The organism is Arthrobacter sp. ISL-72, from assembly GCF_018613755.1.
In the GTDB taxonomy this organism is placed as follows: Bacteria; Actinomycetota; Actinomycetes; order Actinomycetales; family Micrococcaceae; genus Arthrobacter.
In genome coordinates this window covers 65,107-80,793 of record NZ_JAGGPP010000021.1, presented here as the reverse complement: position 1 = coordinate 80,793, position 15,687 = coordinate 65,107, and the positions used below count along the sequence as shown (strand labels likewise).

The following is a 15,687-nucleotide window of genomic DNA, read 5'->3' as shown; positions in this document are numbered from 1 at the left end:
AGGTTATTTACGACTCAACGCGCTAGGTCACGGGCCGGATTGATGGCGTAGCCGGTGGGCCCGCCGAGGGAAACACCGACACCGACCACCAGCAGGGCCACCGCCAACGGTCCGAGTCCGGAGGGCGTGCCGCCGAAGGTCAGGATGACGAAGACCAGGACGAAGGTGCCGATGATTTCGGTGACGAGATTCCAGCCGGTGGAGCGGATGGCCGGACCGGTGGAGAACACCGCCAGTTGGCTGGCTGCCAGAGGCTCCGCGTCGAAGTGCTGCTTGTGCGCCAGCCAGCAGACGACGGCGCCCAGGAAGGCGCCGGTCAGTTCTCCGCCGAAATAGGTGACGGTCGACAGGAAATCAACCGGGATGCCGGGGACGAATTCCTTCTTGCCGTTGAGGATCAGACCCAGCGTGACGGCCGGGTTGAGGTGGGCACCGGATTTTGCTGCGATAAACACACCGGCGAAGACGGCGATGCCCCAGCCCCAGGTGACCATCAGAAACCCGCCGTTGTTTCCCTTCGTTCCCTTCAGTGCAACATTGGCGACGACACCGCAGCCGAGCAGCGTCAGCATCGCAGTGCCGAATATTTCGGACAGGAAGATAATTCCAAGAGACATCTTTTACTCCACATATTGTTCTGTTCTGGCCGGTCCCGGGTGATGACCGGCGGTCGGGGGCGGGCGCGCCAGGCGTCATTCCGCCCGCCGGCCCGCTGTGCTAGTCCGGATCCGCGCCAAAGCTGCAGTCCGGCTTTTGATGGTGGCCTGGCTGTGCGTCAGGAAATCTGGCTTTGTACCCGGACCCCGTGGAAACGCTGCAGCACGTCTTGTGCGTGCGTGATTTCCTGGGCCGTCCGGGCCGTATCCCAGCCGAGCGGTCCCGCCAGGGCCTGGGCCAGCTCGGTGAGGAGTTCGGCGGTGACCATGCCCCGGAAGGCCAGGGATGTGCGCCGGATGAGGACATCGATTAGGTGTCCGATCTGCTCGTGCCGGACCATGAACTCGATTTCGCGCAGGCTCAGCTCGGGCGTCGAGTGCAGGACGCGGTCCTCGCCGGCGGTGAGGTACGTGATGACGTCGGTTGCACGGGTGCCGTAGCGGGTCAGAAGTCCTTCGACGCGGGCGGCGTCCAGATCATCGGACACGTGCTGTGTGATCCAGGCCTGGATGTCGGTCTCCGTGGGCGGGAAGTCAGTTCCGCCGCCGATGGGAAGCTTGGCGGTGGAGATCTTCCGTTTGTGACCAAGGATCGTCAGGACATCGTTGGTCATATGCTCGGACAGGGCCCGGAAGGTGGTCCATTTGCCGCCGACAAGACTCAGGACCGGAACGTTGGTGCCGGCGATTTCACGGTCGCGGCGTTCAATGCGGTAATCGCGGGAGACGAACCCGGGGTGCTCGGCATCGTCACGCGGGAGCGGGCGGACGCCGGCGAAACTGTACACGATGCTCTCCCGGGTGATCCTGATGTCAGGGAAGACGTGTTTGATCAGGTCGAAAAAGTATGTGATCTCCTCGTCGGTGCAGACGGCGTCCTCGGCCATGTCCGCGCGGATGTCCGTGGTGCCGACCAGGACACGGTCGCCCATGGGGTAAATCAGGACGATCCTGCCGTCCGTGTGTTCGAAGAAGATTTCGCTGCCCTGGCAGGCGTCGAACAGTGCGGGGTGATCCAGCACGATATGGGATCCCTTGGTCCCTCCCATGAACACGGAGGGCGAGCCCAGCGCCTCATTGGTCAGGTCGACCCAGGCCCCGGTCGTGTTCACGATCACATCGGCCATGAAGGAGAACAGCTCCCCGGTGAGTTCGTCCCGGAGCTGGACCCCTTCGTCGCCGATGCCGGTGACGCTGACGTAATTGGCGGCGCGGGCTGTGTCATTGCCGCAGCCGGCGGCCTTCTGTCCGTCCTGGAGGACATCCAGGGTGAGCCGCTCAGGGTTGTGCACGGACGCGTCAAAGTAGGTGGCCGTGTATTTCACGCCCGGATTGAGACGGGGAAGTTCCTCCAGTGCCCGGGCGCGTCCCTTGAACTCGTGCCGCGGGACGGCACCGCCGCCCCGCGAGAACGAGTCATACAGGCTCAGCCCGATCTTGATCAGGAAGGCCCCCCGCTCCTTGGGTGTGCCGTGCTGTTTGTGGGTCAGGAACCGCAACGGGGCGGCCAGCACGCCGGAGAACGTGCTGAAGATCGGAATGGTGGTTTTCAGCGGCTTGACATAGTGCGGGGCGAGCCTGAGGAGCCCGTTGCGTTCGGTGACCGATTCCTTGACGAGACGGAATTCGCCGTTTTCAAGGTAGCGGATCCCGCCGTGGATCATATGAGACGAGGCGCCGCTCGCACCCTGGCAGTAGTCCCCGCGTTCCACCAGGGCCACATCCACGCCCTGCAGCGCCAGGTCCCGGAAAGTACCAACCCCGTTGATGCCCCCGCCGATGATCAGCACCTTCGCCCGGGGGCGTTCACGCAAACTCTCAACCGTCGTGCGGGAAGAGGCCGGACTGTGGTCACCGGTGGATTCATGCTTGCTCAAAGTTGCTCCCTCGCAGCTTTTCCGTCGCGCTCTGGGGCGCCTTCCTTTTCATTCTTCAAACACGGCGGGAATATGTTCAAGCGTTCTGCACAAACGTGCAAACCCGAGGATGCCGACAGTTCACCCCTCTACGGGGCCGCGGTGGGTGTCGCGGCACGGCCGTTGACCCCGGAAACCGGGGGGTTTTTCCGCTCGGCGCGGATGTATTGCCTGCGGGAGCTGAAGCCATCGCCCAGGCACCTGCCAACCTCCCCTCGTGGCGGGCTCGGCTGATCCGGCTGGAGTTCCGGACGGACCTGCACGTTGTCCCGGCGCCGGACTCCCCGTCATTTCCGTCGTCGCCCGGCACCCTCCGGACCTGGCGACGCGCAACCCGCTGTCACCACCGATCCGCCCCAAAGACGACGCCGGTTCTTGCGGTGCGAGTTTTCGCAGGACCCGTCAGCGACAGAGCCCGGTCGCGCGTTGCGACCAACTGATGCCGGGGGATGTCGCGAAATCGTTCGTTCGTTTTACATGTTTGGGTGCTGAACGTTTCCGCAGGTCAGAAGTGTAAAGAATGCCGTGTCCGCCCATTGCAATGGTTACGACTGTTTGCGACGCTTTACACACGACGGATCGCCCACGCCTACCTGCACCGCAATAAAATCGACTACAGCGGTTGGAACATCCAAGGGATCATCCAGGAAAGCACCCAGATGACGAACGGTCACAAGCTGGAGTCCGACCCGAGCCGGTTGTGGTCACCCCTCCGCTTCGCCACCAGCTCGCGATGCAAGTCATCGAGGAAGAAAAACCGCTCCAGCACCGACTGTTCCGGAGCTTCATGAGCATACCGCCCGTACGCCGCCTCTTCGGCAGCCGTTAAATATTCACCAGCCATGCTCTCTCAACGATCGACGCTAGCAATCGTTGAGAGGGGTTTGATCCTTAGCGCTACTTTTCCGCGGAATGGTCCTCGACCCCCAGAACGCGTGGGAGGAGTTCATCCCGTTCCTGGACTATGGAGCCTGTCGCAGAATGGCGTGTCCCAGCCCGGGCGGTGACGAGGGGCCTGGGAGAATCGGGTATGGCTCGGAGTTATCGTCCTGTGCGGCGTGATCAGGTGTTTCTGCTTCCGCCGGATATGCGGGACTGGCTGCCGGAAGATCATCTCGTCTGGCTTGTCATTGAGATCGTCGAGACGCTCGATGTGTCATCTTTCGAAGCATCGCGGAGGCGGGGCGGGGTCGGCGCAGCGGGATACGATCCGCGGATGCTCCTGGGACTGCTGGTCTATGCGTACTGCCGCGGCGTGCGGTCCTCGCGTCAGGTCGAGCGGCTATGCCACACGGACATTGCGTTCAAGGTCGCATGCGCGGGCGATGTGCCAGACCACGCGACGATTGCGAGGTTCCGTGCCGTGTCCGAGGAAGCGTTCGCCGGGTTGTTCGCGCAGGTGCTGCTGATCGCTGCACGGGCCGGGCTAGCCCGGTTCGGGACGATCGCGATCGACGGGACGAAGATTCCCGCCAACGCGTCCATCGATGCGAACCGAGGCCGGGACTGGTTCGACCAGCACGCCAAAGAGATCGCCGCTGAGATCGTCGAAGAGGCGCAACGCGTGGACGCAGCCGAGGATGCGCTGGCCGCCCGTGGGGCCGACGACGGCGGCGACCGTGTCCGTGGAGCGCTGGCCGGAAGGTCGGCCAGGGCAGAGCGGATCCGTCCTGCAGCAGCGGAACTTACCCAGCAGCAGCGTCGACTGGACACCGATCGCGAGGCCCGGGAGACCGGAGCTCAGGCCCGGGTGGAGGCGTCCCAGGCTGGGCTGCCGGTCCGGGGAAGGATCCCCGACGGCCCGCTCCGGCTCGCCGAGGCGAGGGCACATCTGGAACGGGAGCTGCGCGACCACCAAGCCAAGCTCGATCGCAGGGCCGCGTTGATCGCCGCAGGGAAGAAACCGATGGGCGCCCCGCCCGTCCCGACCGAGGAGCACTCCCGGATCATCCAGCACGCCGTGTCGTCGCCGCAGCCGAAGCCGCCGCGGCCCGCGGCGGACAAGCCCCGACGAGAAGCCTCCCCAAGGCCATCGCGAACACCACAGACCCGGAGTCGCGGGTGATGCCCACACGCCGGGGTTTCGTCCAGGGGTACAACGCGCAGGTCGCAGTCACTGCGGACCACGTCATCGCCGCGGTAAATGTGAACCAGCAGCCCAACGACATGCCGTCTTTCGTTCCCATGATGACCGCGGCCACCGCCGCCGCCGCGGGCCTGCATGCAAGTACCGGCTCGCCCGAACACCAGATCGGGATTGTGCTGGCCGATGCCGGCTACTGCAGCAACAAGAATTTGAAGGCACCGGGCCCCGACCGGATCATCGCCCTCGGCAAAGGCCACGAACAGCATGCCGAGGCAATCCGATCACCGGCATCCGGGCCGCCGCCAGCCGGGGCAAACGCGCGGGAAGTGATGGCCCACCGCCTCCGAACACCTGAAGGATCAGCCGCATACAAACGCCGCGGCGCAACCGTCGAACCCAGCATCGGAACCCTCAAGACGATCCTGAGCAGATTCTCCCGGAGAGGCCTCGACGCAGCCCGCAGCGAGCTGAATCTCGCGGCCGCCGCTTACAACATCCGGAAGATCCACACGGCAACCGGCTGAGGCCCCGGGCCTCGGGGACCCCTCGGGCATCCGCCGACGCCGACCAGCAGGCCCCTCGTCACCGCCCGGGCTGGGACACGCCATTCTGCGACAGGCTCTATGACGTGGAAATCCGGCGCATGATCTGCTCGACCAACCCTATCGAATCCCTCAATGCCAGGTACCGGCGCGCCGTGAAGGCACGGGGTCATTTCCCGACCGAGCAGGCTGCGCTAAAGTGCCTCTATCTGGTCACCCGTTCCCTCGATCCGACCGGTGCCGACAGGATCCGATGGGCCGTGCGTTGGAAGCCCGCTTTGAACGCCTTCGCCATCAATTTCAGCGACCGATTCCCGGCAGCTGAAAGCTACTAAATGAAAACGCCGAATACACCGTAAATGAGATAGTCCCTCCCGGAGGCGGGCCACGCGGCGGTTGAGCGTGAGGTGTCCATGCCTGTCCGTATCTGTTGAACGGGAGAGGTTCTTCTGTTGTCCAGGTATTAACTGACGGAGCTTCGTTGTTTCAGATCGGGGAGTCTTTGGTATCCAACGGAGCTGTCGGTGGGGCCGCAACGGGTCCGCCGGCGAGGGCCTCCTCGTAGAGTTGAAGGTGTTTGAAGACCATCTTTTCGGTGCTGAAGCGTGTTTCGGCCGCGTGCCGGCACCGGCGGCGGGCCAGCGTTCCGGCCTCTTTCAGGGAGCCGGCCAGTTCGCGGATTCCGGCGCGCAGGAAGCCGGTTGCGCCGTCATCGATGATTTCCGGGGCAGAGCCCCGGGGAGTGGCGATGACCGGGGTGCCGGCGGCCAGGGCCTCGATCATGACCATGCCAAAAGGCTCGGGCCACTGAATGGGATTCAGCAGCGCCACGGCGCCGCCCAACAGTGCGTACTTGTCCCCGGTGTTCAGCTCGCCCAGAAACTCCACATCAGGATCGAGGAAAGGTGTAATGACCGTGCGGAAATACTCGTGTTCCTCACCATTGTGCATTTTCGCCGCGATCCTCAGCGGCATCCGGGCCATCCGTGCGGCCGCGATGGCCTAGGTCAGGCCCTTGTCGGGGTGCATGCGGCCCAGAAAGCATGCGTAGCCCCCGTCGCCTCTCCCGATGGGAACCATAGCGGTGTCGATGCCGTGGTGGATGACCCGGCTGATCCTCAGGTCGGGGGCGGAGCGGGCCTGGTGGCGGGAAATGGCAATGAGTGAGGAGGCGGCGGCTATCGCCTGGTAGACCCCGTGCAGCCCTCCGGTGAGTGGGCCGTGGGCCGTGGGCCGTGGGCCGTGGGCCGTGGGCCGTGGCGATGATGGGTCTCTGATCCGTCCCGTGCCGGTACAGCGGCCCGGCGAGGGTGTGATCGTGGACCAGATCGACGCCGTCCATCGCCTCATAGGCGAACACACTATGCCGGAGCTCGTCAGCGCACATCCCCATTCTTGCCGGGTCCCCCGCCATGGCCCCTGGAACCTGCGGGACCGGACAGGTGCTGCCTGCCGCGGTTGCCAGAAGGACCTCGTGTCCCGCGGCGGTGAGCCCCCGTGCCAGCACATCAACAACGGCCTCGATGCCGCCATACGCCGGCGGCGGCACGGTTATCCAGGGCGGAGCGATCAGACCAATGCGCATCCCGGCCCTCCCTCGGCGCGGCACCGCGCTGCTCCTCCCATGCCGGTGCCCAGGTTCTGAAGCTCAGAGAAAAGTTGCCGGCCCGGGGAAGTGGTCATGCCCCAATGTAGGGCCGGTCAGGCTGCCGCACAACCCATCGGCTCGGATCCTGCGGCCGCCGCCACCGTGCACGAACGGAACGAACGACACAGCGGAGGCTAGGAGGCCTCAGCCGGACCCTGGCCGGCCCGCGGCAGGGGTCACCGGGTTCAGCGACGGATCGCCGGGGGTCACCGGCGGTGTTCGACCTGCGGTTCCCCGCACGTCCCGGAGGCGGGCACCGGTGCGGCGATCACGCTGATCCGGACCGTTATCTTCGCGGCGGCCGGGGCGGTGGCTGGTGGGGCAGCGGTAGCAAGGGTCTCCGCGGATGGCGGCGGCGACCGCCGCGCGACTGCCAGTAGAGGCGCGGCATGCGGCACACACCGAAGTCCGGGCACCCGGCCGAACCGCATGCTCAAGGCTGCGTTGCGTCAAAGAACCGGTATTCCGAATCGGTATCGGGGATTTGATTGCCCTTGGCCCGGATGAGGTCAAGGTCTCCTCGGGAGAGCGTGGCTTGTCCGTGCTGGTCACAGTCGGCGCTTCTGCCGGTTTCCTGGCAGATCCTCTCCGTCATGGTGCGCGGCAGGATCAGGCACCCGGGGTTGTCGGTGAGCCATTGCCGAGTGGCGGCGCTGAGCCGGTCCCAGTGGTCCCGAATGTCCATCTCCATCGATGATGCCCCTCATGTGTGATCCCGCATTCAACTGCCCTATACCGGCACGCTACGGGCTGTGGGTTCAGGGTACGCCCGGCGATCGGTGAAAGACAGGGGCGGATGGGTGCCGGTTCCGCGGCGCCCGGCGTCGTGCGGTCCAGGAAGTCTCCGGCTGTCCAGGGAGGTCCCGTTGCCCTTGCAGGCGGGAAACAGCGGTCCGATCACGGCCCACACATCGTCAGCTACAAGAAAACGATTGCCCATCACACGAACCAACCGCATCCAACATCAGATGGGTTCAGCAACACGCCCTCGTAGCCGGCGACGCCGTTGCCGTTGCTTGACGGAGAACATAGGGGCACCCCCGTAATGCGAGCCGCAGATCGTCCTTAGTCAACTCCTTCAAAAACTCGTCCGCGCTCAAACCCGTTTGATCTATCCCAACCTGAATTGCCCGCCCAAGCTTCTGGCGCTCCCGGTGAAACCAGCGCGATTGCATCTCGTCAAGAATGGGCACTGCACCAGCGACGAACATTCCTGTACTTGGATCCTGCAGAGCGATCATGGCCGCCGTTGTTGCTGAAACTGCCCGTAAGCCGAGCGAAGCCCGTTCAGTGTCGTCCATTTCTCGCCCTTCCTCTGGAATAAGATGCCTATCCTGACAGCAGAACTTGCACGCACGAACTGCCTTGCTTCTAGCCACTGGGGTATGCCTGCTGGCCAGCACGAGCTGGGTGCCGTTTAACGTCAGTCCACTTGAAGGAGATTGCCCAACTGCGCGAAGTCCGATCAGCCGGACCCTCCGCAGCGTCCGTCCGAGTGATTGGTACGCGCGCCCAAGCACGGCAGAAATACTCGTAAGGGCCAAGAGCCCCAGCTAGCCGCTCCAAACTACGGGAACGCTCGAGGGGCGTGCCCGCCGGGGTTTCCCCCAACGGGCACTCGGGTCGACACGGAGAGTTAGTTCGCCTCAGCGCCGACTGCCTCGCCGGCGAGCCGGAGCCATGTGTCCACCACGGTATCGGGGTTCAAGGAGATGGAATCGATGCCTTCCTCGACCAGCCATTCGGCGAAGTCCTCGTGGTCGCTGGGCCCCTGGCCGCAGATGCCGACATACTTACCGCGGGCCTTGCAGGCCTTGATGGCCATGCTCAGGAGCTTCTTGACGGCGGGGTCGCGTTCATCGAAGCCACCCGAGACGATCGCGGAGTCCCGGTCCAGGCCAAGCGCCAGCTGGGTCATGTCATTGGAGCCTATGGAGAATCCGTCGAAGTAGTCCAGGAATTCGTCGGCGAGCAGCGCGTTGGACGGAATCTCACACATCATGATCACCTCAAGGCCGTTCTCGCCACGGGTGAGGCCGTTCTCGGCCAGCAGCTCAATGACGCCGCGGGCCTCTTCCAGGGTCCGCACAAACGGGATCATCAGCTTGACGTTTGTCAGCCCCATCTCGTTGCGGACGAAGGACAGGGCCTCGCACTCGAGGTCGAAGCAGTCCCGGAAGGACGGCTCCAGGTAACGCGAGGCGCCGCGGAAGCCGATCATCGGGTTTTCTTCGTGCGGCTCGTAACCGGGTCCGCCAATCAGGTTGGCGTACTCGTTGGACTTGAAGTCGGACATTCGCACGATCACCGGTTCCGGCGCGAAGGCAGCCGCGATGGTGGCCACCCCTTCGGCCAGGCGCTTGATGTAGTACTCGCGCGGGCTGTCGTACGCGGCAATTCGTTCCCGGATCTCCGCGGCCACGTCCGCAGGCTGCTCGTGCAGGTTCAGGAGTGCCTTGGGGTGGATTCCGATCTGGCGGTTGATGATGAATTCCAGCCGGGCCAGGCCCACTCCGTGGTTGGGCAGCTGCGCGAAGGTGAACGCCTGCTCCGGGGTACCGACATTCATCATTACCTTGACCGGGACCTCGGGCAGCTGGGTGATCTCGGTATCCTCGACGCTGAAGTCCAGGAGCCCTTCGTAGATGACGCCGGTTTCACCGTCGGCGCATGAGACCGTCACCTCGAGGCCATCGGACAGTGCGTCCGTGGCGTCCCCGGTGCCGACGACGGCGGGAATCCCCAGTTCGCGGGCAATGATGGCCGCGTGGCAGGTGCGTCCGCCGCGGTTGGTGACGATCGCGGAGGCCCGCTTCATGATCGGTTCCCAGTCCGGGTCGGTCATGTCGGCGACGAGGACGTCGCCGGTCTTGAATGCGGCCATCTGATCGATCGCGGTGAGGATGCGGACGCTGCCAGCACCGATGCGCTGCCCGATTGCGCGGCCCTCGACCAGCACCCGACCGGTTCCGTCGAGGCGGAAACGACTCAGGCTGCCAGAGGCCCGGCGGGACTGCACGGTCTCCGGTCGCGCCTGCAGGATGTACAGGCCGCCGTCGATCCCGTCCTTGCCCCATTCGATGTCCATCGGGCGGCCGTAGTGGTTCTCGATGGCGACGGCGTGCCGGGCAAGCTGCTCAACGTCGTCATCCGTAAGGCTGAAGCGGTTCCGCAACGAGGCCTCAACCGGAACGAAGTCAATGGTGTGGCCGACTTCGCGGTTGCTGGTGTAGGTCATCTGGAGGGCCTTCTCGCCCAGCCCACGCTTGAGGATGGCCGGGCGGCCGGCCTGCAGGGCGGGCTTGTAGACGTAAAACTCGTCCGGATTCACGGCACCCTGGACGACGGCCTCGCCGAGGCCGTAGGAGGACGTGACGAACACGGCGTCCTGGAACCCGGACTCCGTGTCCATGGTGAACATGACACCGGAGGCACCGACGTCCGAGCGCACCATCCGCTGGATGCCGGCAGAGAGCGCCACTTCGGCGTGCTCGAACTTGTGGTGCACGCGGTAGGCGATGGCGCGGTCGTTGTAGAGGGACGCGAACACATCCTTGATGGCGAGCAGGATATTCTCGATGCCGCGAACGTTCAGGAAGGTTTCCTGTTGCCCGGCGAAGGAGGCGTCGGGCAGGTCTTCGGCCGTTGCGCTGGAACGGACGGCCCAGGACAGGTCTTCGGAGCCCCCGTGCTTGTCCACCAACTGCTGGTAGGAGTTCCGGATCTGCTTTTCGAAGTCCGGCAGGAAGGGCGTCTCGCGCATGAGAGTGCGAATCTCCTGGCCGGCCGACGCGAGGGCCGTCACGTCATCGGTGTCCAGACCGACCAGCCTGTCGGCGATCTTCTGGTCCAGGCCGGAGTCTGCAAGGAAAGTGCGGTAAGCGTCGGCTGTCGTGGCGAAACCGTCAGGGACCTGAACGCCGGCAGAGGTCAGGTTCTGCACCATCTCACCGAGGGAGGCGTTCTTTCCGCCCACCCGGTCCAGGTCCTTGAGTCCGAGTTCTGAAAACCACAGGATGTCTGTCGTCATAGTTGCTGCTCCTTTGCAGATGATGGCATGCAGATGTGCCGCCCCGCTCGCGGCGATAGCCGGTTGGTGGGCGCGAATCTTGTCCACACTGACAGGTCTCAGGCGCTCTTTCCACATGATGTGTGCCACACCACAATTGTGAAACTTTTCACTAATGTTTGAGGTTCATGCGCTGCAGGATCGTCGCAGCCATTTCCTCCACAGACACCGTGGCTGAATTCAGGTACGGAATCCGGTGGGAGAGGTATAGCTGCTCGGCGCTTCGCAGCTCGAAGCCGCACTGCCGCAGCGATGCGTAGGGCGAGCCGCGGCGCCGTTCGGTGCGGATTTGGCTCAGGCGCAGCGGGTTGGAGGAGAGGCCGAAACATTTGTCAACAAAAGGCCTCAGCGGCTTGGGAAGCCCCTCCCGCTCAAAGTCCTCGTCCACCAGCGGGAAGTTCGCGGCGAAGATTCCGTGTTGCAGCGCCAGATACATGGTGGTGGGTGTTTTGCCGCAGCGGGACGGTGCCACGAGGATGACCTGCGCCTTTTCCAACGCTCGCAGGCTCTGGCCGTCGTCGTGTTCCATGGCGTACTCGACGGCGGCCATCCGGGATTGATAACGCTCAGCATTGCCCAGGCCGTGGGCCCTGCCGGGTTCGCCGCTGGCCGGTGAGCCAAGGGCCCGCTCCAACTGGCCCACATGCGTCCCGATAAGATCCACGATGATCCCCTGGCACGTGGCCAAGGCCTGTCGGATGTCGCTACTGACTGCGGTGGAAAACACGATGGGCCGGAGGCCGGTGGCGGCCAGTTTGTCGATGGTACTGACCACGGTCCTGGCCTGTTCGACGGTGGTGATGAAGGGGACCGTGATGCGGTCGAAGTTATTGGCGGGGAACTGCGTCAACAAGGTGTTGCCGAGCGTCTCCGCCGTGATGCCGGTGCTGTCCGAAAGGAAGTACACAGGCCGAAGATCGTCATTGGTCATGAACGCATTCTCCACCACTCGTGGTTCGGCCTTTACTGCAGCTAGCCACGCCACACGATCGCGGAACGCTCAACGGCGTCCGCAGCATCTTGGAGGGCTTGTGGCATCAAGTGCCCGTACACCTCTTCCGTTGTGCGGGTGGAGGCGTGCCCCAGGCGCCTTGACACTGTGAACAAGGAAACGCCGTCCTGGATCAGCCAGGACGCATGGTATGGCGCAGATCGTGAATTCGGGGCGACTTGGTCAGCCCACGGGCTTGCGCCGCCTTGACCGCCGGAACCCAGTAATGGTGCCAGTACAGCTTGTGAATGATGCGTTCACCCTTGGGCGTCGTAAACAAGAGATCGGATCCGGGGCGGCTGGCCACCAGAGGGATGAGCACTTCCACTAGGTGCGGGTTCAGGGAGACCGTCCTTTTGCCGGCACCCGTTTTGGTCGCTCCGATGTAGTACTCGGAATCAGCGCCACGTTTCCACGCCTTATTGATCCGCATCGTTGCAGGCTTGGACATCAGGTCCACGTCCGCCACGGTCACGGCGGTTGCCTCACCAAAGCGGGTTCCGGTCATGACAAGGAACTCGGTGAAAGCCTTGTACCGCTCCCCCATGCCCTCAAGGATCAGCCCAAACTCGGCATGCGTCAGGAACCGGGCCTCATCCTCTACTTTTTCATCTGAGGGGAGTTGAACGTGCCGGCAGGGATTGTCCTTCCGGTAGCGCAGCATAACGGCCGTCTCCATGGCCGCGAAGATCAGGCCATGGTTGTTCTTGATGGTCTTCGGAGACCGGCCCTTCTTCTGCATCGTCTTGATCCAGTAGGTCAGGTGCCGGTAGTCGAGCTTATCCACGGGGATATGACCAATGACGTCCGCGATGTGCAGCTTCAGCATCGTTTGGTACGTGTGGACCGCCGACGGAGGGACGCACCAGAAGGTCGATGTGTTCCTGGATGACTGCCGCCACAGTGGGTGCCTTGGTCTGGTTCTGGACCATCGCATGCTGGGCGATTTCGAAGGACTGCTTGTTGGCATCAAGGAGTCGCTTGAGCGTGACAGCTTCTGCCTCGGTGGCCAGGGTAATGCCCTGTTCTCTGCCGGTGGCCGGGTCTCGCCAGCAGACCATAAAGGAGGTCGAGCCGTCCTTTTTTGTGCGCTTTCTAACGCTGGCCATAGGAAAATGCTACGCGGCTGTCCACACTTTTGGGGTTTTTGTCCACAGTCAGAAGCCCGAATGGGCCCTGACATGCGAAAACACTGTGCCCGAGGTGGGACTCGAACCCACACACCTTTCGATACCGCATTTTGAGTGCGGCGCGTCTGCCAATTCCGCCACTCGGGCGCGGATTACACCGAAGTAACAATCTTAGGCTCACAGCCGTGTGTGAGCAACGCGATCGCCTTCAGTGCGCGGAATTACTCTACATGCAGATAGGCTGAAAGCCAGAATCGCGCCAGTGAAGCCGCAAAGAACCCATGCAGTTCCAAGTACAACAGCGGGCACAACTAAGATGGACTAGTTCCCGCCGAACCTTCCAAGGAGTTCCCGTGTCAGAACAGACGGAGTCAAACCCCAACACCCAGCCGGCCCGCCGCGTTATTGTCGCCGAGGATGAAACCCTTATCCGCCTGGACATCATCGAAATCCTCCGGGGCGAAGGCTACGACGTCATCGGCGAAGCGGACAACGGCGAAAAGGCCGTCCAGCTTGCCGAAGAACTCAAGCCCGACCTCGTCCTGATGGACGTCAAGATGCCGGTCATGGACGGGATCTCGGCAGCCGAAAAGATCGTCAAGGCCCGCATCGCCCCCGTAGTGCTCCTGACGGCCTTCAGCCAGAAGGAACTCGTGGAGCGTGCCCGCGACGCCGGTGCCATGGCCTACGTGGTTAAGCCCTTCACCCCCGCGGACCTGATCCCGGCCCTTGAGATCGCCCTCTCCCGCCACGAGGAGATCAAGGCCCTCGAAAGCGAGGTGTCGGACCTTCAGGAGCAGTTCGCCACCCGCAAGCTCGTGGAGCGTGCCAAGAGCCTGCTCACCACCAAGATGGGCCTCACCGAGCCGGAAGCTTTCCGCTGGATCCAGAAGACCTCGATGGACCGCCGCCTCAGCATGCGTGAGGTAGCCGAAACCATCATCAACCAGGTCAACTAGCAACACAACAAAAGGGAGGCTCCCCGCTCATTGAACTACGGTTCAATCAGCGGGGAGCCTCCCTTTGTCTAAGCGGGCGTCCGGGCGCGGCTAGTGCTGCACCCGGGCGTCAGGCTAGGCCTTCTTCTTCCGTTCCGGCCACGGTCCCAGCTTTTCCCTGTTGCTGGCAGCTTCGCCCACGAAGGTTGTGTCAGCGAGGTCGCCCACCTTGTGCACCTTCAGCGAGTTCGTCGAGCCGGCCTTGCCGGGAGGGGAACCGGCAGCGATAACCACAAGGTCGCCGTCTTCCACCAGGTTCAGTTCCAGCAGGCTGCGGTCAACCTGCGCAGTCATTTCGTCAGTGTGATCCACCATCGGAACCAGGACCGGCTGGATCCCCCAGGTCAGTGCAAGCTGGTTCCAGACCTGCTCCACCGGGGTGAAGGCGAAGACCGGCTTGACCGGACGCAGGCGGGACAGACGCCGGGCCGAGTCACCGGACTGGGTGAAAGCACAGATGTACTTTGCATCCAGCTGATCGGCGATTTCGACGGCGGCACGGGTGATGGCACCGCCACGGGTCTTGGGCTTGGTACCCAGCGGGGGAACGCGCTCCAGGCCGTGGACCTCGGTGGACTCGATGATCCGGGCCATGACCTTGACTGTCTCGATCGGGTACTTGCCCACGCTGGTCTCGCCGGAAAGCATGACTGCGTCGGCGCCGTCGAGCACAGCGTTGGCGCAGTCCGAAGCCTCTGCACGGGTGGGGCGCGGGTTGTCGATCATGGACTCGAGCACCTGGGTGGCGACGATGACCGGCTTGGCCCAGCGGCGGGCCAGTTCGATGGCGCGCTTCTGGACGATCGGGACCTCTTCGAGCGGGAGCTCCACACCGAGGTCGCCACGGGCCACCATGATGGCGTCGAAGGCGTCGATGATCTCGTGCAGCTGGTCAACGGCCTGCGGCTTCTCGATCTTGGCGATCACCGGAACGCGGCGTCCCTCTTCGTCCATGATTTCGTGGACGCGCTTGATGTCCGTGGCGTCGCGGACGAAGGACAGGGCAACCATGTCCACGCCGCGGCGCATGGCCCAGCGCAGATCGTCCTCGTCCTTTTCGCTCAGAGCGGGAACGTTGACGGCAACGCCGGGCAGGTTGATGCCCTTGTTGTTGGACACAAAGCCACCGACGGTCACCTGAGCAACCACCTTGACGTCGTCGACCTCAAGTGCGCGGAGTGCCACCTTGCCGTCGTCGATCAGCAGTGCGTCGCCGACGTTGACGTCGTCGGTGAGGCTCTTGAGTGTGGTGGAGCAGATCTCCTTGGTGCCGGGGACGTCTTCGGTGGTGATGGTGAAGATGTCGCCGACGGCCAGTTGGTGCGGGCCGTCAACAAAGCGGCCAAGACGGATCTTGGGGCCCTGAAGGTCAGCCATGATGGCAACCGGCTTGCCGAGTTGCTTCGATGCCCTACGAACGTTCTCGTAGGTCCCGTCGTGCACGGTGTAATCGCCGTGGCTCATGTTCATGCGGGCGACGTCCACGCCGGCTTCAACAACTGCGAGGGTGTTCTCGAAGCTGGAGATAGCCGGTCCGAATGTTGCCACGATCTTAGCGCGTCTCATATACCTACCCTATTGGTCTGTTTCTGGTTTGGAGTTGTACCGCAGGTGAACTTCCGTGGTCCCCCGTTTAGGACTAGAGCGTTGT

The 15,687-nt window shown here is 63.5% G+C and carries 14 protein-coding genes, 1 tRNA gene and 2 pseudogenes; 4 read left to right on the top strand and 13 right to left on the bottom strand.

The features are described 5' to 3' along the window. Positions 1-23 precede the first annotated feature (23 nt). From J7I92_RS17305 to J7I92_RS24670, 4 genes and pseudogenes are all read right to left on the bottom strand, one after another. Positions 24-617 (bottom strand): annotated as a pseudogene (locus J7I92_RS17305) (MIP/aquaporin family protein); the annotation flags it as partial. 158 nt (positions 618-775) lie between these two features. Continuing rightward, positions 776-2,533 carry a glycerol-3-phosphate dehydrogenase/oxidase gene (locus J7I92_RS17300; RefSeq protein WP_214842507.1) on the bottom strand — a complete coding sequence of 586 codons (1,758 nt, stop codon included), beginning with the start codon at positions 2,531-2,533 and terminating at the stop codon, positions 776-778. Positions 2,534-3,117: 584 nt separating this feature from the next. Further along, the gene (locus J7I92_RS24675) at positions 3,118-3,246 is read right to left on the bottom strand and encodes a DUF4158 domain-containing protein (protein ID WP_214842505.1); all 129 of its coding nucleotides are present in this window, start codon (positions 3,244-3,246) and stop codon (positions 3,118-3,120) included. Next, positions 3,243-3,416 (bottom strand): DUF4158 domain-containing protein, encoded by a 174-nt coding sequence (locus J7I92_RS24670; protein WP_214842503.1) that lies wholly within the window; start codon positions 3,414-3,416, stop codon positions 3,243-3,245. The genes J7I92_RS24675 and J7I92_RS24670 overlap by 4 nt, the downstream gene beginning before the upstream one ends. 309 nt (positions 3,417-3,725) lie before the next feature. Here J7I92_RS24670 and J7I92_RS17285 point away from each other — a divergent pair, with 309 nt between their 5' ends. The 3 genes and pseudogenes from J7I92_RS17285 to J7I92_RS17275 all read left to right on the top strand — a co-directional run. Further along, entirely contained in the window at positions 3,726-4,637 is a 912-nt protein-coding gene (locus J7I92_RS17285) for a transposase (protein ID WP_214842501.1), read from the top strand. Further along, complete coding sequence (locus J7I92_RS17280; RefSeq protein ID WP_251040087.1) at positions 4,637-5,182, top strand: transposase; 546 nt, start codon at positions 4,637-4,639, stop codon at positions 5,180-5,182. Before J7I92_RS17285 ends, J7I92_RS17280 begins: the two co-directional genes overlap by 1 nt. A gap of 80 nt (positions 5,183-5,262) precedes the next feature. After that, positions 5,263-5,535 (top strand): annotated as a pseudogene (locus J7I92_RS17275) (transposase); the annotation flags it as partial. Between the two features lie 151 nt (positions 5,536-5,686). Here J7I92_RS17275 and J7I92_RS24005 read toward each other — a convergent pair. The 8 genes from J7I92_RS24005 to J7I92_RS17245 form a co-directional block, all read right to left on the bottom strand. Then, positions 5,687-6,151 (bottom strand): glycosyltransferase, encoded by a 465-nt coding sequence (locus J7I92_RS24005; protein WP_251040072.1) that lies wholly within the window; start codon positions 6,149-6,151, stop codon positions 5,687-5,689. Continuing rightward, a complete protein-coding gene (locus J7I92_RS24000; protein ID WP_251040071.1) occupies positions 6,138-6,785 on the bottom strand; it encodes a glycosyltransferase in 648 nt (215 codons plus the stop codon). Before J7I92_RS24000 ends, J7I92_RS24005 begins: the two co-directional genes overlap by 14 nt. A 496-nt stretch (positions 6,786-7,281) precedes the next feature. Continuing rightward, entirely contained in the window at positions 7,282-7,539 is a 258-nt protein-coding gene (locus J7I92_RS17265) for a hypothetical protein (RefSeq protein WP_214842497.1), read from the bottom strand. 945 nt (positions 7,540-8,484) lie between these two features. Beyond that, complete coding sequence (ppsA, locus tag J7I92_RS17260; protein ID WP_214842494.1) at positions 8,485-10,878, bottom strand: phosphoenolpyruvate synthase; 2,394 nt, start codon at positions 10,876-10,878, stop codon at positions 8,485-8,487. Positions 10,879-11,029: 151 nt separating this feature from the next. Further along, positions 11,030-11,848 (bottom strand): pyruvate, water dikinase regulatory protein, encoded by an 819-nt coding sequence (locus tag J7I92_RS17255; protein WP_214842492.1) that lies wholly within the window; start codon positions 11,846-11,848, stop codon positions 11,030-11,032. A 193-nt stretch (positions 11,849-12,041) separates the two neighbouring features. Further along, positions 12,042-12,737 (bottom strand): tyrosine-type recombinase/integrase, encoded by a 696-nt coding sequence (locus J7I92_RS23995; protein WP_251040069.1) that lies wholly within the window; start codon positions 12,735-12,737, stop codon positions 12,042-12,044. After that, positions 12,688-13,017 (bottom strand): hypothetical protein, encoded by a 330-nt coding sequence (locus J7I92_RS23990; protein ID WP_251040067.1) that lies wholly within the window; start codon positions 13,015-13,017, stop codon positions 12,688-12,690. The genes J7I92_RS23995 and J7I92_RS23990 overlap by 50 nt, the downstream gene beginning before the upstream one ends. 86 nt (positions 13,018-13,103) lie before the next feature. After that, positions 13,104-13,185 (bottom strand) — tRNA-Leu (locus J7I92_RS17245). A gap of 206 nt (positions 13,186-13,391) precedes the next feature. On the opposite strand from J7I92_RS17245, the gene J7I92_RS17240 reads away from it, so the two are divergent. After that, on the top strand, positions 13,392-13,997 hold the full coding sequence (locus J7I92_RS17240) for an ANTAR domain-containing response regulator (protein WP_137322072.1): 606 nt from the start codon (positions 13,392-13,394) through the stop codon (positions 13,995-13,997). A gap of 114 nt (positions 13,998-14,111) precedes the next feature. Here J7I92_RS17240 and pyk read toward each other — a convergent pair whose 3' ends face one another. Next, positions 14,112-15,602, bottom strand: a complete 1,491-nt coding sequence (gene pyk / locus J7I92_RS17235) for a pyruvate kinase (protein WP_214842491.1) — start codon at positions 15,600-15,602, stop codon at positions 14,112-14,114. Positions 15,603-15,687: the final 85 nt, after the last annotated feature.

What these genes read in the sequence shown, in the direction of transcription:
- ppsA (WP_214842494.1), bottom strand. Translation starts at nt 10,878, where the DNA reads ATGACGACAGACATCCTGTGGTTTTCAGAACTCGGACTCAAGGACCTG.
- J7I92_RS23990 (WP_251040067.1), bottom strand. Translation starts at nt 13,017, where the DNA reads ATGGCCAGCGTTAGAAAGCGCACAAAAAAGGACGGCTCGACCTCCTTT.
- J7I92_RS17265 (WP_214842497.1), bottom strand. Translation starts at nt 7,539, where the DNA reads ATGGAGATGGACATTCGGGACCACTGGGACCGGCTCAGCGCCGCCACT.
- J7I92_RS24000 (WP_251040071.1), bottom strand. Translation starts at nt 6,785, where the DNA reads ATGCGCATTGGTCTGATCGCTCCGCCCTGGATAACCGTGCCGCCGCCG.
- J7I92_RS17280 (WP_251040087.1), top strand. Translation starts at nt 4,637, where the DNA reads ATGCCCACACGCCGGGGTTTCGTCCAGGGGTACAACGCGCAGGTCGCA.
- J7I92_RS17255 (WP_214842492.1), bottom strand. Translation starts at nt 11,848, where the DNA reads ATGACCAATGACGATCTTCGGCCTGTGTACTTCCTTTCGGACAGCACC.
- J7I92_RS23995 (WP_251040069.1), bottom strand. Translation starts at nt 12,737, where the DNA reads ATGCTGAAGCTGCACATCGCGGACGTCATTGGTCATATCCCCGTGGAT.
- pyk (WP_214842491.1), bottom strand. Translation starts at nt 15,602, where the DNA reads ATGAGACGCGCTAAGATCGTGGCAACATTCGGACCGGCTATCTCCAGC.
- J7I92_RS24670 (WP_214842503.1), bottom strand. Translation starts at nt 3,416, where the DNA reads ATGGCTGGTGAATATTTAACGGCTGCCGAAGAGGCGGCGTACGGGCGG.
- J7I92_RS24005 (WP_251040072.1), bottom strand. Translation starts at nt 6,151, where the DNA reads ATGCACAATGGTGAGGAACACGAGTATTTCCGCACGGTCATTACACCT.